This window comes from Breoghania sp., assembly GCF_030066895.1.
Classification (GTDB): domain Bacteria; phylum Pseudomonadota; class Alphaproteobacteria; order Rhizobiales; family Stappiaceae; genus Breoghania.
This window is the reverse complement of sequence record NZ_JASJAV010000017.1, coordinates 162,606-181,938: the sequence shown is the minus strand read 5'-3', so window position 1 is coordinate 181,938 and position 19,333 is coordinate 162,606. Positions and strand designations below refer to the sequence as shown.

The window sequence follows — 19,333 nt, the reverse complement described above, 5'->3', positions numbered from 1 at the left end:
CCTAGCCAACCACGGAACCACTTCCCCGCTCAGGTCGCCATGTCCCGCTCGCCCAGCGGGAGCGTCTCGCGCTTTTCGGGAGCGAAGACGGAGAGGTTCGCGCCGGTCTGGCTTTCCAGAAGACGGCGAGCGCGGGACCGCCGGAATGATCGCCTGCCACAAGCACCACATGATCGGCGTGGGACAGGAATTTTGCGGTCACGATCGAGGAGATCAGCCGGCCGAGATCGATCACGATGTGATCGTAGGTATGCTCCAGAGCTTCCAGAACCGTATCGAAGATCGGCAGCCCCGCCCCCTCGTCGTTCAGGGGATGCACGCCGCCGTCGATCAACGTGGGCGCGCGAGCGCGGATCGCGCATGATCACCTGCGAGAAGGACGCCTCCCCGCTCAGGAGATCCGCAAAGCCCAGCCGCGGCTTGTCCTTCGGCGCGCCCGGTAGATCGAAACGCGGTTCACTCGCCGTCTCGACAAGGATCGGACAGGAATTGTCGCTCACCGCCGCGCGCAGCAGCGCAATCGCCGCGCAGCTGGCCGGCTCGTTGTCATCGGTGGACCGGATCCGTCTCGACGTCGGAAATCGGAATGACGGGCACCTGCGGCGCCTCGATGTCCTCACCGTGCGCGGAGCGGCAGGTTCGGCTTCCTCGTCGCCCTCCTGCGAGCCTCCGCCGGAGCGTACCAGCACCGGGTCGACCATGAATTCGCGCATCAGGATGTAGGCGATCGCCAAAACGGCAACGGCCAGCGCCACCAGCACGGTGATCGGGATCACGCGCGGCGAATAGGGCTTGTGCGGAACGGTGGTGCGAGAGATTAGACGCGCATCGGCAGGAAGACCGCTGGCGCTCACGCGCACTTCCTGTTCGCGGTAGCGCTGCAGCAGCACCTCGAGCTGGGCGCCCTTGACCTTGGCGTCGCGTTCCAGATCGCGCAACTGAATGCACGCGCCGTTGTTCTGGGCGACCTCGGCCTTGAGCTGGTTGAGGCTCGCCGTCAGCGACGTGACCTGGCTTGCGGTGACGCGCACGTCGTTTTCAAGCCCCGCCAAGATCTTGCGCCCCTCCGCCACGATCTGGGCCTTGAGGTCGTTCAACTGGCGCTGGGCGGCGCGGTAGTCGGGATGGTTCGGCAGGAGCGAGGTCGAAAGCTCCGCGACGCGCGCCTGCAGGGCGACCTGACGCTCGCGCAGGCGCTGGATTAGCGGCGAGTTCAACACATCGGAGGCGGAATCGAGAGAACCGTGCTTCAGCATCGAGCGCAACCGCTCCGCCTTCGCCTCCACTTCCGCCTTCTGCGCAAGGACGGTAGCGAGCTGGGTGTTGACGTCGGCCATCTGCTGCTGAACCAGCGTCACCTTGTTGGAGCCGAGCAGCAGGTTGTTGGCGGAGCGGAAATCCTCCACCGCGTGTTCGGCCTTCTCCACATCCTCGCGCACCCGCGCCACTTCCGGGCCGAGGCTACCGGCGGCCTCCTCGGTGTTGTCGCGCTTGGCTGAGGTCTGCAGATCCAGATATTCGCGCACGATCGTATTGGCGGCTTCGGCGGCAAGCTCCGGATCGCGGGAGTTGAACTCCACCGTGATCACACGTGTTTTTTTCCACCTGGAAGATGGTCAGCCGCTCAAAATAGGTTTCCAGAACGTGCTCCTCCACCGACGTCTGTCGGCTCGAGCGGTCAAAGCCGGTCAGCCGCAACAGATCGTGCAGCAGAGAATCCCTTTCTGCGGGAGAGGAATTGAACTCGGTGCGGTCGGCAAGCTTCAGATCCTTGGCGACGCGGCGGGCGAGATCGTAGGAGTTGAGGAGCTGCACCTGGCTGGCGACACCCTCCTGATCGAGCAGTACACGGGCGCGCTCGCTGTCCATCCCGTTTTCCGTTCCGGGATAGATCGGGCTGCGGCTTTCGATCGGAACCTTCGCCTGGCCGCGGGATTTCGGAGTGATGAGCTGCATCGAGGCGACAGTGCCCACAGCCGTCAGCAAGACGAGCGGGATCAGCCGGCGCACAAAGCAGCCCAACGCCCGTCCCAATACCTTGATGTCGACAGAGACGTCCTCATCTGCCATGCGATACTCCCGCACCATCGACCCGTTACTCCTGATTGCCTTGCAGGATTGTTATTATGTTAATAAAATCGGAGTGTTAAAGCCCGGTATTTAGAAAATATAGATAATTAATACTTTGTAAAAATCTCGGATACGTGAGTCGAAACGTTCATTTGACCGGAATTCCCGTCCTCCGCCGTTTTGCGGGGCGAACCGCGGTAAACTGCCCACCGATCAATTAAAACACCGCCTAGATCCTTTACCTAACATTAACCCTACTTCGGGAAAGTTAGATGCAGTCGGAATAGGGAAAATTCAGCATATGCGTGCCCTTAATCTTCATGGTCCTTGGCCTGTCCGTTCTGATGGCCGGATGCAGCAGCTATCGCCGTCCTCCGGCGGCCTTTCACGAGGTGCTGACCGAACCCTATCAAGTCGATTCCGGAGATCGGTTGCGCATTGTTGTCTACGATCAGGAAAAGCTCTCGCGCACCTACACGATCGACCAGGGCGGCACGCTTTCCATGCCGCTGATCGGCGATGTTCCCGCCCGGGGTAAGACCACCGCGCAGTTGGAAAAGATCCTCGAAGCCAAGCTTTCCCGTGGGTTTCTGCGTAATCCGGACGTCTCCGTCGAGGTCGACCACTATCGTCCCTTCTTCATCATGGGCGAAGTGCGCAACGCCGGTCAGTACCCCTATGTGGCAGGCCTGACGGCACAGACGGCGATCGCGATCGCCGGTGGCTTCACCCCCCGTGCCCAGCAGAACACCGTCGACGTCACCCGCCAGATCGACGGCAAGATCATAACCGGTCGCGTCCCCCTCTCCGCCCCCTTGCGGCCAGGTGATACGGTCTATGTCCGCGAGCGTCTTTTCTAGCTGCAACATCGCTCCTTTTGACATGGGTCAGTTGGCACGTTAACTGCGGGCTCATCTTCGAGCATTAGGCTTCTTCCTGACAGGAAAGCGTCCGTCGGCACGATCAGAGATCGCAAAGATCTGGGCGGACGACACGATCAGGAGCCTTGCCATGACTGCGCACCCCTTGCGGATCGTGCATTGCCTGCGTGCGCCGGTGGGCGGAGCTTTCCGCCATGTGTGCGATCTGATTGCCGCCCAGCGCGCCGAAGGCCATGCGGTTGGCCTCATTTGCGATGCCTCCACCGGCGACGATTTCGCCGAAATGCGGCTGGACCGCCTTGCCGGAGAGACCTCGAACTCGACCTTGTGCGCATTCCCATGCGCCACATGCCCTCTCCTGCCGATATCACCGCAATGGCACGAGCCATCGCAACCTGCGCGCCATGCGGCCGGACGTGCTGCACTAACACGGCGCCAAGGGCGGCACCTATGCGCGCGCGCTCGGCACGCTACTGCGCGCCTCCGGGTTGTGAAGACACGGCGCTTTTACTCGCCGCACGGCGGCTCGCTCCACTATCGCCGGAAAACGTTGTCGGGCCGGATCTACTTCGGCGTGGAAAGCACGCTGGAGCATATCTGCGACGGGCTGTGCTTCGTCTCCAACTACGAGGCGGAGCAATACGCGGCCAAGATCCACCCGCCGCGCATTCCCCACGCCACCGTCCATAACGGCCTCAGGCCGGACGAACTCGCTCCCGTGACGCTTGGCGCGGAGGCCCGCGATTTCCTTTTCATCGGAGAATTCCGCGATCTCAAGGGGCCGGATCTCTTCCTTCTGGCGCTGACGGCCATAGGCGAGGCGTGCGGGACCACGCCAACCGCCCACATGGTCGGCTCCGGCGAGGAGAGAATGCGCTATGAAGAGATGGCGCACGACCTCGGCATTGGAGAGTCGGAGACCTTCCACGGGCCCATGCCGGTGCGCGAGGCGTTTGCCATGGCGCGTAACGTGATAATTCCATCGCGAGCTGAATCTTTGCCCTACATCGTGCTTTAGGCCATTGCCGCCGGACGACCGGTGATTGCCACCCGTGTGGGCGGCATTCCGGAAATCTTCGCCGGTCGCGAGCAGAACCTCGTCGCACCGGGCGATTCCATCGCCCTTGCGACCGCCATGCAGGACGCCCTGAGCAATCCGACAGACGCGCAGGCCAAGGCCGACGCCCATCGCGACCTGATCGCGCGGGACTTCTCGCTCGCGCGTATGTCGCGCGGCGTTCTCTCGCTCTATGCCGCGGGGGACGTGGCGGTGGAGACGGGAACGCCATCGGGACACGTCCACGACAAAGTATCCGATGTTCCGCCGCTTATGGCCGGCGGATCAAAGGGATAGTCAAAAGGTACGCCAATCCACCCTACGGGGAAGCGGAGTGGGAACCGACAGGGGGGAAACCTGGAATGAATATGGTCAAGGATGATTTCCAGACGCGGTTCAAGCAAACGATCCAGTCGCATGCGGGGGAATTGCATGAGGAAACCGACGCTCCGGCCAAAGTTGAACTGAGCCCGCGGGTCCTGGAAGTGGCGAGCCTGCTGTCGACCCGACAGATATCGATCCCGGTGCTGACCTCGCTGGTCCGCATCGCGGAAGGGCCGGCGCTGTTCGTGATCGGGTTCTCGGCTGCTTTTTCGGCTATGTCTACCCGGGCGTGCCCGTCAACGCTTACTATGGAATACCGCTTGTCTCCGGGTCGCTGCTGGCGGTCGGGTTGATCGAGGCGGCCAACGGCTACCACATCACCGCCTTCCGTTCCTACGCCACCCAGCTCGGCCGCATCTTTGCGGCCTGGACGACCGTCTTCGCCTTTTTCGCGCTGGTCCTGTTCTTCCTGAAGCTCGGCGACACCTATTCCCGCGTCTGGTTCATGGCCTGGTATGTGGGCGAGCTCATCTTCTTCGTCTGCTCGCGCGCCGTGCTCGGCGCGATGGTGCGCCACTGGGCCGACGACGGACGGCTTGAGCGGCGCGCGGTCATCGTCGGCGACGGACAACCCGTGGCAGAGCTGATCATGGAGCTGGAATCCCAGTCCGACAATGACATCCACATCTGCGGGATCTTCGACGATCGCTCTCCCCCATCGTTGCCGGATATCCCAAGCTCGGCACCATCGCGGAGTTGGTGAAATTCGCGCGGCTGACGCGCATCGACCTGCTCATCGTCTCCATTCCGCTGAGGGCCGAACAGCGCCTGCTGCAGCTTCTCAAGAAACTCTGAATCCTGCCGATCGACATTCACCTGTCGGCCCATTCCGACAAGATGCGCTTCCGCCCGCGCTCCTACAGCTACATCGGCAAGGTTTCTCTGCTGGACATGTTCAGCAAGCCGATCACCGACTGGGATGCCCTGTGCAAGCACGTCTTCGATCTGCTTTTCGCAAGCATGGCGATCGTGCTGCTGTCGCCGGTGATGATCAGTACGGCCATTGCCGTGAAGGCGATGAGCCCCGGCCCGATTCTGTTCAAGCAGAAGCGCTACGGCTTCAACAACGAGGTGATCGAGGTCCTCAAGTTCCGCTCAATGTTCGTGGATCAGGAGGATCTGATGGCCCGCAAGGCCGTGACGCGCGACGACCCGCGCGTGACCCGCGTCGGCCGGTTCATCCGCAAGACCTTGATCGATGAGTTGCCCCAGCTCTTCAACGTCCTTTGCGGTGACCTATCCCTCGTCGGCCCGCGCCTGCATGCGCTGGGCGCCAATACCGACGACAAGCTGTGGGATCAGGTCATCGACGGCTATTTCGACTGCCACAAGGTGAAACCGGGCGTCACCGGCTGGGCGCAGATCAACGGCTGGCGCGGGGAATGCGACACGCTGAACAAGATCCGGCATCGCATCGAAAGCGATCTCTACTACATCGAAAACTGGTCGCTTGGGCTGGATCTCTACATTCTGTTCCTGACACCGTTCCGCCTGTTCAACACGGAGAACGCATTTTGAGCGACGTGGCGGCCCGGACAGGCGCCCTCGCCGGAGACGGATCACGGTCTTCCGGGCGGCGGGCTTCGGGGGACAAGGTGCCCCTGAACAGCGTGCTGCCGCTGCCGCTGTCGCTGATCGGTGCCGCCGTCCTGTGGCTATGCGCCTTTTCCGGCTTCTTCGTCACCGACGAGCCCACGCCCTACGATCTCCTCGTGGTCGCAGCCGCCAGCATCGCCTTCCTGTGCGGGCTGCTGCTGCCGCGCACCATCACCCCGCTCATCATCCTGCTTCTGGCCTATATCTCCGGCGGCATCCTCGCCACGACGCAGGTGCACAGCCTGGCCGTTGCTCCCATGTACATGGCAACGACCGCGTACCTGATCGTCTCCGTGATCTTCTTCGCCGCAGTCACGGCGGCAAGCGAACGTATAACGTATGCTGAAGGCGATTGTCGCGGGTTATATCTGCGGCGCCGTGCTAGCGGCCCTTGCGGGCATCGTCGGCTATTTCGGCCTCGTTCCGGGCGCGGAGATCTTCACGCTCTACGGGCGCGCCAAGGGCACGTTCCAGGATCCGAACGTCTTCGGCCCCTTCCTGATCTTTCCCGCGACATGGCTCACCTACACGATCCTGATGCGGCCGCTACGCCCCCTGTCGCGCAGCCTGTTTCTCTGCGGGGTGATGTTCGTGCTGCTGGCGGGGCTCTTCCTGTCGTTTTCGCGCACAACCTGGGCGATAACCGCCGTCACCGGCGTCGGCTTCCTGATCTTCATCACCGAGCGCAATCCCCTCTTCCGCCTGCGCATCCTCGCGCTGATTGTCGCCGTGCACACGTCGTCGATCGGAACGCTCTTTGCCGAGCGCGCGGAGCTGGTCCAGTCCTATGACGATTTCCATCTCGGCCGGTTTACACGGTACGCCCTGGGCTTCATACTAGCCGGGGAGCGGCCGCTCGGCATCGGACCACTACAATTCTACAAGACGTTCACCGAAGACTCGCACAACATGTACCTGAAGTCGTTCATGGCCTACGGCTGGATCAGCGGCATCGCCTGGCCAGTTCTGATGAAGTGAACCCTGGGACGGCTGTTTCCGCTGATCTTCCAGCCTCGGGCAACGCGTGGCATAGCGATCGCGGTGTTTCTGGCCCTTGTCGGACATGCGCTGAATGCGCTGATCATCGACATGGATCATTGGCGGCACAGTTTCCTGTTGCTCGGCCTTGCCTGGGGCCTGATCGCGCGCGAGACGGCCCACAGGCGGGCGGCCCGACGCAAGACCGCATCGGCGGGCGTGGATACCAGCGCCGGTTAATCCTGCAGTGCAACCAACGGTGACTTTCGCACAAGTGAAACGTGATCGGCCTTGCGCCCGCGCGGCGAAGCGGTTAGGGGAGATCCTGTCGGAGCGTAGCGCAGCCTGGTAGCGCACTTGACTGGGGGTCAAGGGGTCGTGGGTTCGAATCCCACCGCTCCGACCATTTTCTCAAAAAAATCAGATATGTTTTGTGTCGGGATGTCGTGGATTCCGATCCGCGTGGGATTGCACCCGTTTTTCGGCCCCAAGTATTGCTCGCCCGGTCGGCCGGGCACGACGGACGCCGCACCGACAGATGAAGCCCGTTTTCGCCGTTCAGCCTGCGCTTTAGAGCACAGGGCGGCTCAATCGCTGAAAACAACCGTGACCGTGTCGCTGTAATCCCCCGCCGTCGCGCTCTGGGCCGGCACTAGGCCGTAGACGACGAGATCGTCATCGCCGGTGGCGATTCCATCGACCGTATCGACGGATGTCGTGTTGCCCCATTCGGTACTTCGGCTGCTGTCCTGATAAAGGCCGTAGGTCACGTAATCTCCGCTGTCGGATTCCATCCGGCGGCTCGATCCCGAATAGTAGAGCCCGTCCCCCATCGCGACGGAGTAGCTAGCGCCCGGCGTGTAGGTGATGGAGATATCGGCACTTAATTCAATCGGCTCGGAAATCACTCCGGTCTCGCCGAAACTCAGGTCGCTCGCATCGACCAGACAGTTGGCGTCGACGCTTGCGGAAACGGTCAACGTCCCCGTCGCGCTCGTGGTGCCACTCTGGGAATCGCAATCCACGGTCTCACCGTCTGCGTAGGCCAGCGTCATGGTGACGGTTGCCGAATAGCTACCCGTCGTGACCGTTTCCTGCTTGCCCGGCACCTCTCTCCGTAGATGGTGATGTCCTCTGATGCGGAGCCGCTGCTTGCGGTCAGGGTGAGAGACTTCGCATCACCGAGGCCGCTCGTGGTGACGCCACCCCAGGCGGTGGAGCCGGGTTCGTCCTGATAGAGCCCGTATTCGAGTTCATCGGAGGAAGAACTCATCAACCGGAGACTGTCAGCCGTGCCCTCGGGTCCACTCCCAAGATTGACGCAGGCCGAAACCGTGCTGTTGGAAATATCCGAGCAACTGACGGTGATGTCGGTCGTCGTCGCGTTGGAGGAGGACGACAGGGTATCGACAGCGCCGAAGGCGAGCGTCGCGTAACTGATGGTGCAGGTTGCAACTGCCGCAGGCGCGCTCGGCAGCGAGAACCAGACGCAAAGCGCCAATGCCAGGCCCCAAAGAAGGGACCTTGCCACAGCCCGTTCGCCGACGCGATTGACAGCGCGTTTGCCAGCACGTTCGGATACGGAACGTTTCATCGACACAGAACCTCTCTGATGAAGACCTGCTGCCCTTTTTTCGTCGCATAATAGGACTCCGCGCGGCAGGTCCCACCGCGCGGCAAAGTCAGATCGGTAACGTTGTGCTTGCCGAGACCGGAAATGTAGGCATCGCCGTCATAGCCGACGAAGATCGACGACTGTCCAACCGTACCGGTGGTCCCCATGGGCAGGGGCTTGCCCGTTGCGTCGATGAAGGAGACCAGGGCACTGCCCCCCCCTCCTCCGGCGCCGTGAAGCGTGCCATCACGCCGGACCGGTCCGCGGGCACGACCGTTATCTTGGTTTTTTCGACATTCACATCGAGCGGCAGATTGGAGGTATCGATGCCGATGCGGTTGTTTTCGTAGGACCGCAGGCCCTCCACGAGCGCCTTGCCGTTCGCCCCGGTGCGCGAGACAGTTCTGTTTTCCCGTGTGACCTTCACGCCCGGAGCCCCTGCATCGACAATGGCGAAAGCATCCGTGATGCGATTGCCGAAGAATATGCCGCCCGCGGCAGCGACGACCGATTCCGAAACCTTGGCCGTCGCCCAGGCTACATCGGCGCTCTGCCGATAGGTGTCGGTAAATTTCGCCACAGATATCTTCGTTGATCCCGACGCGCGCATCTGCGGGTTGTCGCTTTCCCTGAATTGCAGTGACCAGACCGTCTCGCCGACCTCGTCACGCGCCGGATGCGTGAGGATCTGAACGACCGAGACACCGTCGCTCTCCACTTCCAGGGAGGAACTGGCCAGCAAGCGGTGCTCGCCCAGCCGGAAGGAGACGTTGAGATAGCCGCCGATCGTATCGTCGACGAGATCGCCATAGGCCGTTGCCGAGACGTGAGTTTTGCCGAAGGGCCGGTTCCATGTTCCGCTCAGCACGCGGCTGTGCGTGCTGTCGGCGATCTTCAGATCGGTGAAGACGAGATTGAAATTCAACTTGTCGGTGAAGCCGGGCAAGGACACCGAGACCTGGTTGAGGGCCCGCGTCATGCTGCCGGTGAACTCGTCGTCGTCATCCACATCCTTCGCGACGAGCGAGGCAATGTGGGCGAAATCGGCGGAGGTGCGTTCGATCCGTCCGTTCAGGCGAATGCGTCCCACCTGAACCTGCGCCGAGCTGTCGAGCAGAACGCCGGTGTGGCCGGAAGATGTGCTCGCGGCGCCAGCAAGGGGTCATGACGCCCCAGGGCCCGAGGCTCCACGCAAGCCCCGCGCCGCCAGGCCATACCCTGCCGGCCTCGGCATGACTTTCGAAGGTCAGGTAGTTCGTCAGGCCGTAGCGCAGGCTCGCAGAGCCGTACACGCGGTCCGTATAGCTGTCATGGCTGGTGCCGTATCCGGTTCTGGGGACCCCGACCTCGAACGAGTAGTCGAGCAGATGAGGGCTCAGCAACCGGTCGGAAACGAAGAAGCGGATCTTCGTCACGGTCGAATTGCCGTTCTCGTCCGTGACCACGACGCGGACTTCGTCCGCGCCTGTCGTGACCGGCATATCGATCACATTGAAGGGATCGGCCTGAACGCTTTTCGAAAAGCGCCGGACGTTGTTCAGATAGATCTCGACCGAAGACGGCACCGCGGCACTTCCCGAAAAGCCGGGAACCGCCGTGGTGATCAGATCAGGGCGGAGATCGAAATCGCGCTTGAACTCTGAAAACCAACCAGTCGCGAGGACCGGCTCCAGGTCAACGCGGAGGTGGTGAAGTCACCTGCCGTGAACACCGTCAGACGCTTCGGATCGGTATAGGTATAGGCGCTCGTCAGCCGCCGCAGTTCCCCGCCGGTCAGCGAAAACGAATTTTCCGCAACGCCGAGCCGACTGAAGATCCAGCCGTCAAAGATGCCGCTCACGCCGTTGTAGTCGAATTCTGAATCGTCGAGCCCGTATGAACCGCTGCCGTTCAGCGTGTAGTTCAGCACCGCGCCGCTGGAACTCTTGTCTACGGCCAACTGCGCATTGTCATCATCGTACTGCACGTCGACATTCGGGATCCTCATTGGGTCGATCATCCCGTCGTCCCGCATCAACAGACAAGTCGAGACCTTCTCCGGCGGCCAAAGACGGCGTGACGCCCGAGAGTGCGACGGCCAGTGCCAAACCGGCCGCCGCACTAAGTCGCTTGCTGAACAGGAAGCTACTCGAATGTAAGCGGAATAACCTGACGGATGAGAACCTCGACCGTTCCCGACTTGGTCGGGTTGCCACTGGGCAACTGGTCCACGACCACCCGATACGTTTCCTTTGCCGCGACGGGTGTCTTGGCAACACGAGCCAATCGGGTGATGTTCTCGGTCTTCGGCGTCAACTTCGTCAGCGGAGGGCTCGCGACCACGTCTCGGGTCGGGATCAGGGCCTGTTTGCCGTTCTTCTGAACGAGCGCGAAGACCCTGACCTGGGCGTTCATCGTGTCCTTGCCATCGTTCCATATCCGCAATGCCGCCGTCAGGGCGCCATTGTGAACGTGGATCCGAGTGGGCGAAACGCGCAGTGTAGCCGCCTCGCCGGATACCGGCATTGCCGCCATACCGACGAGAAGCGCCAGACAGAAGATCACGCCCGCGACGAGACCCAATGTCGACCGACACATGGCCGGAGCATCACACCTCACCATATGCAAGCCGTCAGCTCTGATCGGCATAAGTAACGGTGACGGTGATCTTGTCGGAATAGTCATCCGGCGTCGCCGTCTGCCCGCTGGGAACCAGACCGTAAATCGTTTCCTTCTGCTCCGTTCCCACGTCAACATCCACATCGACAGTATCGGTCCCGGCAGTATTGCCCCAGACGTCGGTGTGATCGCTGTCCGTATAAAGATTGTAGTTGAGCGTGTCGGAGTCATCGGTCAGTAGACGCTGAGACGTTGTTGCACCGGTCGTCGTGCCGGCATCCAGACCGATGTTCAGCAACATGTCATCGGTGCAGGTCACACCGATCTCCGTCGTCCCTTCTGCATCGTCGCTGATAAGCGTGGCGCTACCGAATGCCAAGTCGCTAATCGTGGTAATTTCGCATGCATCGGAGACTGTAAGCTACACATTGAACGTATCGTCGACCATCCCAGCAAAAGCAGGAGCAGAACATACGAGACCGACTGAACTAAGGGTGGATACGATGAATTTTATTTTCATATGTTCTACTTCCTTCGATCTTGCAGTTTTGAGCGACACGGCCTTATTGCTCGAGGAAATTAATTGCAGATCGCTTCCGTGAAACAGCATGACTTCCTTCAGCTAGCTGAAAAATCTTTGAAGACAACGATCGTTCGGAGATCATTCAGGTACAGGCAACATACAACCATACGGCACAACCTGCGCCTAACTATAAATATTTCTTAATATTCCTCACAACCCTACATTTCTAACATCGTATATTACCGCTCGCATTCGTACCGACTTATATATTATAGATAAAATTTTCAATTAAATTAACTTCACGCGACTGGTCTCAGACCTCTCTATTCGTCATATTGATCACATTTCTGCCTAAATAACCGAGATTATCCACACAAGAAAATATTTTATATTTTTCTGCATTGTCAAAAAATATAAATAATGGAAAATAAATTTATATCTAATTTACATTTATGTATTCTTATTTAATATATTTGAATAATTTCAATTTTACTGTGATTAAGTGCGACTATTATATTTTCAAACGGATTCCAATTATATTATTTTGTCGCTTATCATATTTCGTTGATTCTATAATTATTTATAAAAAAACGCTGCCATAGATGAGGAGCATGGTGGAATCCTCCCCTCCGGCAGCGACATGTCGATGGCTATCAGTAAACCCAACGGACAGCGCTTCGCCGTTCGAATTCACTCACGAACATCATCTCTTTTTCTGCGTGAAGTTGCCGTATGGCGCCGGCCCGCAACGCTCCTGCGCACGTGCTGGACCTCGGCCGAAATTGTTGCCCGACCGAAGTCCAGCATGTGCTCACTCTTCAGAGCACCGACGGATGCAACGGCGCGGCCGTCATCAGCATACGGCCGAACGTCGCGGAGCGGCAGCCTGGACCGGATCGGGAGATCCGCGTGGGGCAGCCCTATTCCAGCGAATAGTCGTTATCCATCGATACCAGCATCACCGGCAGATGGTGGGCGATGCCCTTGTGGCAATCGATCCAGGTGCCGCCGTCGCGCATGGCCTTCTTCATCGTCATTGCCGCCGCCTTCTTCTGATGCGCGAAATCCATGGCCTCGAAGGAATGGCAGCTCCGACACTGGGCGGAATCGTTGGCCTTCATCGTGTCCCAGATGACCTGAGTCAGCCACAAGCGTTCCTTTTCGAACTTCTCGCGGGTATCGATCGTCCCGGTGATTTCGCCCCACAGATCGCGCGCGGCCAGGATCTTTGCCTTGTAGAGCGGCCAGCCGCTCTTCGGCACATGGCAATCCGCACATTCGGTACGCACACCGACGGGGTTCTTGTAGTGGATGGTAGTCTTGTATTCCGCGAAGTTGTTGTCCCGCATCGTATGGCAACTGATGCAGAACTCCGTGGTCGTGGTCATTTCGACGACGGTGTGAAAGCCGATATAGCCGACGGCGCCGACGGCGATGCCGACCACTCCGACCACGACAGCCCCCCAGATCGCAACCGGCCGGGTGAACCAACCCCACAAGCGTCTAAACATTTCCAAATTCCTGTCTGACCGCGGACGCGGCAGATGTCCGGATCGCCCCGTCGCGTCCGGGCATGCGCCTTGTCACGTATTCGAAGCGCGGTGGGCCGAGCTGCGGTGGCATGAGCCCCGCAGCCCAGCCCGAACTCCGCATCAGGCGGCAGTGATGGGCGCGTACTCGTTCGGCTTGACGTCGCCCTCGTACTTCTCGATCTGGACGAGGCTGTCATGGCAGACAGGGCCCTGTGCCAGCTGCGAGGTGCCGCGCTGCGCTGTCAGCATGTTGGCGCATCCACCGCGATCGACGCTGCCGATCTTGCCGGGCTCGGCGGGCGCGTACCACGAATCCTCCTGCAACAGCACGACCTTCTCGCGGATCCGGTCGGTCACCTCGGCACCGCACAGAACCGCGCCGCGCTCGTTGAACACCCGGACCACGTCGCCGGACTTGATCCTGCGGCTCTCCGCGTCCTTCGGGTTGACGAAGATCGGCTCAAACCCGTTGACCTTGCTCTTCTCGTGCAGCGCCTGGACGTTGTCGTAGGAAGAGTGCCGACGGTAGAGCGGGTGCTTGTTGACGATGTGCAGCGGGAAGTCCGCTGTCGCCTTGGAGCCCAGCCATTCGAACGGCTCGATCCACTGGGGCGTGCCCGGGCAGTCCTTGTAGCCGTAGCCTTCGGTCGTCTCGGAGTGGATCTCGAACTTGCCCGAAGCGGTCTTCAGCGGATGGGCTTCCGGATCTTCCCGGAAGTCAGAGAAGGCTACATACGGCGTCTTGTCCACAGGCAGCTTGACCACGCCCGCCTTCTTGAACTCCTCGAAGCTCATGTTCGAGATCGGAGAAGGAATACAACTTCTTCAGCCACGCCTCCTCGCTCTCCATGCCCATCGTGAACTTCTTGTAGACGTCGAAGCGCTTGGCCAGCTCCTTGAAGATCTCGAAGTCGATCTTGGATTCGCCCGCCGGCTCCAGGATCTTGTGCTGGTAGACGACATAGCGCCAGAACTGGGTCATGTCGTTGCGCTCCAGCAACGGAGCCACGGGAAGCACGCGGCAGGTGCCACCAACTGTCCTGAACGATGATCGTTTCCAGCGTCTCGTAGGCTTTCAGGTTGAGGTTCACCTGATCGTGCTGGTTGAGCGTCGCGCCGCCCATCCAGTAGCCCAGCTTGACCGGAGACTTGCCTTCCAGCGGATAGGTCCAGCTCTTGCCGTTGTGCACCATCTGAACCGGCTGGTTCATCAGCGCGTCGGCCAGGCGCTGCTCGACGATGGCCTGCTTGACCAGATTGAAAACCGACTGGAACTTGGCCGGTTCGCGTCCCATAACGCGCCAGTCGCCGCGGCCTGCATAGCCCGGAATCTCGAAGGTCATGCCGCCGCCGGGCAGGCCCATCTCACCCTTCAGAAGCGCCAGAGTGATGACCATGCGCACGGCCTGCTCGCCGTGGTCGCAACGCTGGATGCCGCGGGCACAGTCGATCTTCATCTTCGGCGTGTCGGCATAGTAGGTCGCCAGCTTCTCGATCGTCTCCACCGGCAGATCGGAGATCTTCGACGCCCATTCGGTCGTCTTCTTAACCCCGTCATCCTCGCCCAGGATGTACTTGCGGAAGGGCTCGTAGCCGACCGCGTACTTGTCGAGGAAGTCCTTGTCGACCTTGTCGTTGGTGATCATGTGATAGGCGATCGCCGCCATCACCGCCGTGTCGGAGCCCGGCCGCGGGGTGATCCACTCATCGTAAATCGCGCCGTTTCGGTGTGGAACGGATCAATGGTGATGAGCTTCGCTTTCTTGTCCTTCAGGCTCTGGATCCAGTCGCGCACGCGTTTGTAGGCGGGACCACGAACCTTGAAGTTGTCCATCGAGTCGGACGACCAGAAGATGACGCCGTTCGAGTTCGCGACGGAGTCATCCATGCTGTCGTCGAAATACTGCACACCCCACGAATAGGGTGCCACCCACTGCCAGCAGGCATAGCTCTTGTTGCCGAGCAGGCTGGTGAAGCCGCCAATCAGGCCGAAGAAGCGATTGGCCTGCGAGTTCTTGGAGTGCAGGCAGCCGGCCGTCTACCAGCCGCCAACCACGTAGGCGAGGAAGGCTTCGTTGCCGTAGTCCTTCTTGACCCGCTTCAGTTCGGCTGCGACGAGTTCGAACGCCTCGTCCCAGGAGACCCGGCGATAGCGCGGCTCGCCGCGGGTGGAGCGGTCACCGCCGGTTCCGCCCGACTTCCAGTCCTCACACACCATCGGATAGAGAATGCGGTCGGTGGCCGTGTCGCGGCCGTACCAGTTGAGCCCCATCAGAGAGGCCAGGTTGTTCTCCGGATCGAGGCTCGTAACCTTCGTCACCTTGCCCCCGGTGACGTGAATGTCAATCAGTCCGTCGCTGTCAGCGCTGGAGAGTACCGCATCGCCGGTGACCGCGGACACGATCTTCGCGAAGGACCGCGTTCCCATCATCGACAGAGCCGCGATGCTCGCAACTCCGCTGAGCAATCCACGCCTGGTTATCTGCCAGGAACCGGACGGGTGTTCATCGTGATACATCGATTGCCTCCTTTATTTGGTCTCGCGGGCTTCTTCGGATTTCGTCTGAAGCCACTTCAGAACCATCAGGGCGTCGGCGGAGCGCATGTTCGCGTTCCACACCATACTCTGCATCTGGCTGATCCATTCCTGAGGAGAGAAGTCGTCGGGCGCGTGCAACTCGTGACAAGCGCCGCAGGTGAACTGGTAGGTCATTTCCGCGTTCATCCACGCCACTTCCATGTCGTCCGTGACCGCGTCGGCGCGGACGAAACCGGTGACGTGAACCGGCACCCAGCCATCCTTGGGGGGGGGGTACCTGCAGTGACAAGATCATCGTCCATGGCCTTCAGACGACCGCGAACGATGCCGTTTGGATGTTCGTAGAGAGGTCCGAGCCCGAAAGAACCCTTCATCCAGAGGTCGGCGACCACCCGGTCGCTCTCCCCCCTCTTTCCCATCCACGTGGATGGGAGCGCCGGCATAGAGATTGCCGATCTGCTGTCCGCCGTCGCCGGTTCTCAGTTTCGAACTGGCGACCGCGATGCATTCAGTTGCCGGATCGGCCGCGGCCGTCGGAATCTCAAGCACGGCTCCCTCTGTGCAGAGAAAGAGAGCCAAAATGCTCGCACGCATGTGACGGAAGCATGCCGAAGCGGCGTGCCGACCGTTCCTAGAGAGGACGTCCATCGGGATTTCCTGTGTCAGACGTATTTCTTCCCGAAGAAGCGACGCTCGTGCTTAAACTTTATTGGTTTTCGAGCAACGCAACTTCATAACAAAAGTGTCATTTAACTAATTTTGTATTATTTAAAATAAGTTATTTATTATAATTTATTCATTAGTAATTGCGCACGAACTCCGTTCTCGTCCGGTCACACGCAACTACTACGCTCGCAATTTTATATGTACAACTCAGAACAAATTGTGGTCAGGAAGCATCGAAGAGAGATTGATCTAGCCTCTCACCCAATTCGGAAAGATAATAACGACCTCTCGTAACTTTTTATCTTCCTTTGGGTCGCGCACCCTACTGACGCTACGGTTTCCGCAGCTTGACCGAGACTCGTTACAGTCAGACACAATGCACCCTTGCGTGCACAGGGCGCGGTGCATACGCCAAATTGGCCGGAAATTTTCAACCCAAGGGTGGAATATAGTTAAAATTAACATTGTTTGAAAATCTTTTCAGCCCATCCACGCCGACCTTCCCAAAGGAGAACTGAGCGTCTTGCGCGGGGATTTCCCGGCCTGCGGTTCGAGGTGGCCACCTCCCGGCCGGTCCTTGCCGTGATTCTTCGGCAACGTCACTTGCGGCCCTTTCTGTCGACGAGGAATGCGGTAGCAGTGAGGCACTCCTGCAACCCTGCATAACCGGGCATTTCACCACACCGCGGCCCGCTTCACATCACCCGCCATCGCGACCACATTTACGTAGCGTTCACGTAAAGTGGAGGGTTGAACATGGCTGATCGGAAACGGAATATTTTCGTCGTCGATCTCGATCCCTTCAACCTGAACCTGTTACGCAGCGTGCGGCACGCGGACGAATACGTCTTCCACGATCTGCTGGACTTCGAGGAAATTGCCGCCGCCGCCAGGTTCAACCTGGAAGCGCTTCTGGAAAAGGCGCGCGACACGTTGCGGGCCTTTGATCAACCGATCGATGCGATCGTCGGGTACTGGGATTTTCCGACCATCCTGATGATGGCGATCCTGCGCCGAGAATTAGGCCTCAGCGGTCCCACGCACGAAAGCGTGCTGCGGTGCGAGCACAAGTACTGGGCCCGTCTCGAGCAGGCCAAGGTCATCCCCGGCGAGGTTCCCCCGTTCGAGCTGGTCGATCCCTTCGATGAGGCGGCCGTCGACAGGTTTGGGCTGACCTTCCCGATCTAGATCAAGTCGGTGAAGGCCCATTCCTCGCTGCTCGGTTTCCGGGTGAAGGACCGCGACGAGCTGGCCTCGGTGCTCGCCACGATCCGGGCGAGCATCAGCCGCTTTGCCGACCCGTTCAAAGTCATCCTCTCCTATGCGGACCTGCCCGACGAGATCGCGGCGGCCGACGGCACGAAATGCATTGCGGAGGAGATCATCTCGCAAGGCCGTCAGTGCACGCTGGAAGGTTATTCCTTTCAAGGGAATATCAAGGTTTATGGCATTGTTGATTCAATACATGACCGCAACCGTTGCAGCCTTGAGCGCTACGAATATCCCTCAAGCCTGCCAAAGCGCATCCGCGAGCGGATGACGAGATCGGCCTGCGCGGTGATCGAAGCCGTCGGCCTCGACGACTCCCCCTTCAACATGGAGTTCTTCTATCGCGAGGCCGACGATTTCATCTCGCTTCTGGAGATCAATGCCCGCATCTCCAAGTCGCACAGTCCGCTTTTCGACAAGGTGGAAGGCGTTCCGCACAATGAGGTAATGATCGACATTGCGCTCGGCCGACGGCCCGACTATCCGGTGCGGTAGGGCGACTTCCGCTATGCCGCGAAGTTCATGCCGCGCCTTTACGGCCACCATGACAAAATACGCGTCGCGCACGTTCCCTCTTCTGGCGAGGTGGCGGCCATCGAGGCGCGCATGCCCGGCGACGAAATCCAGCTCCACGTCCACGAGGGCATGCGTCTCGGCGATCTGCATCACCACGATGCCTACAGCTACGAGCTGGCCTCGATCTTCGTCGGAGCGAACAACCGCGCAGCGCTGCGGCGCGACTACCATGCGATCATGGATGCGCTGGATATCCGCTTCGAGAGCGATTGTGGAGATCTGTCATGATCACCGACCCCGCCATCCGCACCGAATTCCCGCGCAAGGTGCGCGCGATCGAAAATGTCTTCATTGCGATGCGCGACGGGGCGCGGCTGGCGGCCCGCATCTGGCTGCCGGAAAATACCGACAGCGCGCCCGTTCCGGCCGTGTTCGAATTCATCCCCTATCGCAAGCGTGACTTCACCTGCCATCGCGACAGCGTCATGCACCCCTATGTCGCCGGACACGGCTATGCCTGCTTACGCGTCGACCTGCGCGGTGCGGGTGATTCCGACGAGATCTTGCGCGACGAATATCTCAAGCAGGAACTTGAGGACGGCTGCGACGTGATCGCCTGGCTTGCCGCGCAAGACTGGTGCACCGGCAAGGTCGGGATGATCGGCATTTCCTGGGGCGGGTTCAACGGGTTGCAGATCGCGGCCCTAAAGCCTCCCGCACTGGCGGGCATCATCTCGCTGTGTTCGACCGATAACCGCTATGCCGATGACATTCACCATGTGGGCGGTTGCCTGCTCGGCGATAACCTCTCCTGGGCCTCTGTCATGTTTTCCTACAACTCCCTGCCGCCGGATCCCGAGATCGTCGGCGGGTGGTGGCGCGACATGTGGTTTGAGCGTCTGGAGGGAAGCGGGCTGTGGCTGGAGACCTGGTTGCGCCACCAGCGCCGCGACGACTACTGGAAGCACGGCTCGATCGCGGAATATTATGACGCCGTCGAATGTCCGGTGGTGGCGGTCAGCGGCTGGACCGACGGCTATTCCAATGCCGTCTTCCACCTGCTGGAAAACCTGAAGGTGCCCCGCAAGGGACTGATCGGCCCGTGGAGC

Annotated in this window: 24 protein-coding genes, 1 tRNA gene and 3 pseudogenes; 13 read left to right on the top strand and 15 right to left on the bottom strand. The window is 60.0% G+C overall.

The genetic code is table 11. The features are described 5' to 3' along the window. Positions 1-29: 29 nt before the first annotated feature. A complete protein-coding gene (locus QNJ43_RS17640; protein WP_300471872.1) occupies positions 30-1,589 on the bottom strand; it encodes a GumC family protein in 1,560 nt (519 codons plus the stop codon). An 801-nt stretch (positions 1,590-2,390) separates the two neighbouring features. Between QNJ43_RS17640 and QNJ43_RS17635 the strand changes: the two genes are divergently transcribed. The 6 genes and pseudogenes from QNJ43_RS17635 (at position 2,391) to QNJ43_RS17605 (ending at position 5,910) form a co-directional block, all read left to right on the top strand. Beyond that, positions 2,391-2,930 (top strand): polysaccharide biosynthesis/export family protein, encoded by a 540-nt coding sequence (locus QNJ43_RS17635; protein WP_300471871.1) that lies wholly within the window; start codon positions 2,391-2,393, stop codon positions 2,928-2,930. A 151-nt stretch (positions 2,931-3,081) separates the two neighbouring features. Further along, a pseudogene (locus QNJ43_RS17630) lies at positions 3,082-4,305 on the top strand (glycosyltransferase family 4 protein). Positions 4,306-4,370: 65 nt separating this feature from the next. Then, on the top strand, positions 4,371-4,685 hold the full coding sequence (locus QNJ43_RS17620) for a hypothetical protein (protein ID WP_300471869.1): 315 nt from the start codon (positions 4,371-4,373) through the stop codon (positions 4,683-4,685). Then, positions 4,622-5,095 (top strand): hypothetical protein, encoded by a 474-nt coding sequence (locus QNJ43_RS17615; protein ID WP_300471868.1) that lies wholly within the window; start codon positions 4,622-4,624, stop codon positions 5,093-5,095. The genes QNJ43_RS17620 and QNJ43_RS17615 overlap by 64 nt, the downstream gene beginning before the upstream one ends. Next, complete coding sequence (locus tag QNJ43_RS17610) at positions 5,092-5,187, top strand: hypothetical protein (protein WP_300471867.1); 96 nt, start codon at positions 5,092-5,094, stop codon at positions 5,185-5,187. Before QNJ43_RS17615 ends, QNJ43_RS17610 begins: the two co-directional genes overlap by 4 nt. 42 nt (positions 5,188-5,229) lie before the next feature. After that, positions 5,230-5,910 carry an exopolysaccharide biosynthesis polyprenyl glycosylphosphotransferase gene (locus QNJ43_RS17605; protein WP_300471866.1) on the top strand — a complete coding sequence of 227 codons (681 nt, stop codon included), beginning with the start codon at positions 5,230-5,232 and terminating at the stop codon, positions 5,908-5,910. Positions 5,911-6,047: 137 nt separating this feature from the next. Here the strand turns inward: QNJ43_RS17605 and QNJ43_RS17600 are convergent, their stop codons facing one another. Then, positions 6,048-6,227 carry a hypothetical protein gene (locus QNJ43_RS17600; RefSeq protein WP_300471865.1) on the bottom strand — a complete coding sequence of 60 codons (180 nt, stop codon included), beginning with the start codon at positions 6,225-6,227 and terminating at the stop codon, positions 6,048-6,050. A 100-nt stretch (positions 6,228-6,327) separates the two neighbouring features. Between QNJ43_RS17600 and QNJ43_RS17595 the strand changes: the two genes are divergently transcribed. The 3 genes from QNJ43_RS17595 to QNJ43_RS17585 all read left to right on the top strand — a co-directional run bounded on the left by QNJ43_RS17595 (position 6,328) and on the right by QNJ43_RS17585 (position 7,372). After that, complete coding sequence (locus QNJ43_RS17595) at positions 6,328-6,966, top strand: O-antigen ligase family protein (RefSeq protein ID WP_300471864.1); 639 nt, start codon at positions 6,328-6,330, stop codon at positions 6,964-6,966. 63 nt (positions 6,967-7,029) lie between these two features. Next, complete coding sequence (locus QNJ43_RS17590) at positions 7,030-7,206, top strand: hypothetical protein (RefSeq protein WP_300471863.1); 177 nt, start codon at positions 7,030-7,032, stop codon at positions 7,204-7,206. An 89-nt stretch (positions 7,207-7,295) separates the two neighbouring features. Beyond that, positions 7,296-7,372, top strand: a tRNA-Pro gene (locus QNJ43_RS17585). A 181-nt stretch (positions 7,373-7,553) separates the two neighbouring features. On the opposite strand, the gene QNJ43_RS17580 is transcribed toward QNJ43_RS17585, so the two are convergent. The 13 genes and pseudogenes from QNJ43_RS17580 to QNJ43_RS17520 form a co-directional block, all read right to left on the bottom strand. Further along, positions 7,554-8,075 carry a spore coat U domain-containing protein gene (locus tag QNJ43_RS17580; RefSeq protein WP_300471862.1) on the bottom strand — a complete coding sequence of 174 codons (522 nt, stop codon included), beginning with the start codon at positions 8,073-8,075 and terminating at the stop codon, positions 7,554-7,556. Continuing rightward, the gene (locus QNJ43_RS17575; protein WP_300471861.1) at positions 8,018-8,497 is read right to left on the bottom strand and encodes a spore coat protein U domain-containing protein; all 480 of its coding nucleotides are present in this window, start codon (positions 8,495-8,497) and stop codon (positions 8,018-8,020) included. The genes QNJ43_RS17580 and QNJ43_RS17575 overlap by 58 nt, the downstream gene beginning before the upstream one ends. Before the next feature lie 151 nt (positions 8,498-8,648). Beyond that, positions 8,649-9,671, bottom strand: coding sequence for a fimbria/pilus outer membrane usher protein (locus QNJ43_RS17570; protein WP_300471860.1), 1,023 nt, complete (start codon positions 9,669-9,671; stop codon positions 8,649-8,651). After that, entirely contained in the window at positions 9,583-10,146 is a 564-nt protein-coding gene (locus QNJ43_RS17565) for a fimbria/pilus outer membrane usher protein (protein ID WP_300471859.1), read from the bottom strand. The genes QNJ43_RS17570 and QNJ43_RS17565 overlap by 89 nt, the downstream gene beginning before the upstream one ends. A 38-nt stretch (positions 10,147-10,184) precedes the next feature. Further along, complete coding sequence (locus QNJ43_RS17560; protein WP_300471858.1) at positions 10,185-10,580, bottom strand: hypothetical protein; 396 nt, start codon at positions 10,578-10,580, stop codon at positions 10,185-10,187. A 125-nt stretch (positions 10,581-10,705) separates the two neighbouring features. Beyond that, positions 10,706-11,182, bottom strand: a complete 477-nt coding sequence (locus QNJ43_RS17555) for a fimbria/pilus periplasmic chaperone (RefSeq protein WP_300471857.1) — start codon at positions 11,180-11,182, stop codon at positions 10,706-10,708. 10 nt (positions 11,183-11,192) lie between these two features. Then, positions 11,193-11,585, bottom strand: a pseudogene (locus tag QNJ43_RS17550) (spore coat U domain-containing protein); the annotation flags it as partial. Between the two features lie 1,037 nt (positions 11,586-12,622). After that, positions 12,623-13,213 (bottom strand): NapC/NirT family cytochrome c, encoded by a 591-nt coding sequence (locus tag QNJ43_RS17545; RefSeq protein ID WP_300471856.1) that lies wholly within the window; start codon positions 13,211-13,213, stop codon positions 12,623-12,625. A gap of 141 nt (positions 13,214-13,354) precedes the next feature. Then, positions 13,355-14,029, bottom strand: coding sequence for a molybdopterin dinucleotide binding domain-containing protein (locus QNJ43_RS17540; RefSeq protein WP_300471855.1), 675 nt, complete (start codon positions 14,027-14,029; stop codon positions 13,355-13,357). Continuing rightward, positions 14,026-14,901 (bottom strand): molybdopterin-dependent oxidoreductase, encoded by an 876-nt coding sequence (locus QNJ43_RS17535; protein WP_300471909.1) that lies wholly within the window; start codon positions 14,899-14,901, stop codon positions 14,026-14,028. Before QNJ43_RS17535 ends, QNJ43_RS17540 begins: the two co-directional genes overlap by 4 nt. Then, a complete protein-coding gene (locus QNJ43_RS17530) occupies positions 14,901-15,164 on the bottom strand; it encodes a hypothetical protein (RefSeq protein ID WP_300471854.1) in 264 nt (87 codons plus the stop codon). The genes QNJ43_RS17535 and QNJ43_RS17530 overlap by 1 nt, the downstream gene beginning before the upstream one ends. Before the next feature lie 108 nt (positions 15,165-15,272). Beyond that, positions 15,273-15,752, bottom strand: a complete 480-nt coding sequence (locus QNJ43_RS17525; protein WP_300471853.1) for a molybdopterin-dependent oxidoreductase — start codon at positions 15,750-15,752, stop codon at positions 15,273-15,275. 12 nt (positions 15,753-15,764) lie between these two features. Then, positions 15,765-16,025, bottom strand: a complete 261-nt coding sequence (locus tag QNJ43_RS17520; RefSeq protein WP_300471852.1) for a hypothetical protein — start codon at positions 16,023-16,025, stop codon at positions 15,765-15,767. 1,170 nt (positions 16,026-17,195) lie between these two features. Here QNJ43_RS17520 and QNJ43_RS17515 point away from each other — a divergent pair. The 4 genes and pseudogenes from QNJ43_RS17515 to QNJ43_RS17500 form a co-directional block, all read left to right on the top strand. After that, positions 17,196-17,627 carry a hypothetical protein gene (locus QNJ43_RS17515; protein ID WP_300471851.1) on the top strand — a complete coding sequence of 144 codons (432 nt, stop codon included), beginning with the start codon at positions 17,196-17,198 and terminating at the stop codon, positions 17,625-17,627. Positions 17,628-17,636: 9 nt separating this feature from the next. Then, entirely contained in the window at positions 17,637-18,203 is a 567-nt protein-coding gene (locus QNJ43_RS17510; protein ID WP_300471850.1) for an ATP-grasp domain-containing protein, read from the top strand. Positions 18,204-18,230: 27 nt separating this feature from the next. Beyond that, on the top strand, positions 18,231-18,512 hold the full coding sequence (locus QNJ43_RS17505; protein ID WP_300471849.1) for a hypothetical protein: 282 nt from the start codon (positions 18,231-18,233) through the stop codon (positions 18,510-18,512). Further along, positions 18,509-19,282, top strand: a pseudogene (locus QNJ43_RS17500) (CocE/NonD family hydrolase); the annotation flags it as partial. The gene QNJ43_RS17505 and the pseudogene QNJ43_RS17500, both read left to right, overlap by 4 nt. Positions 19,283-19,333 lie beyond the last annotated feature (51 nt).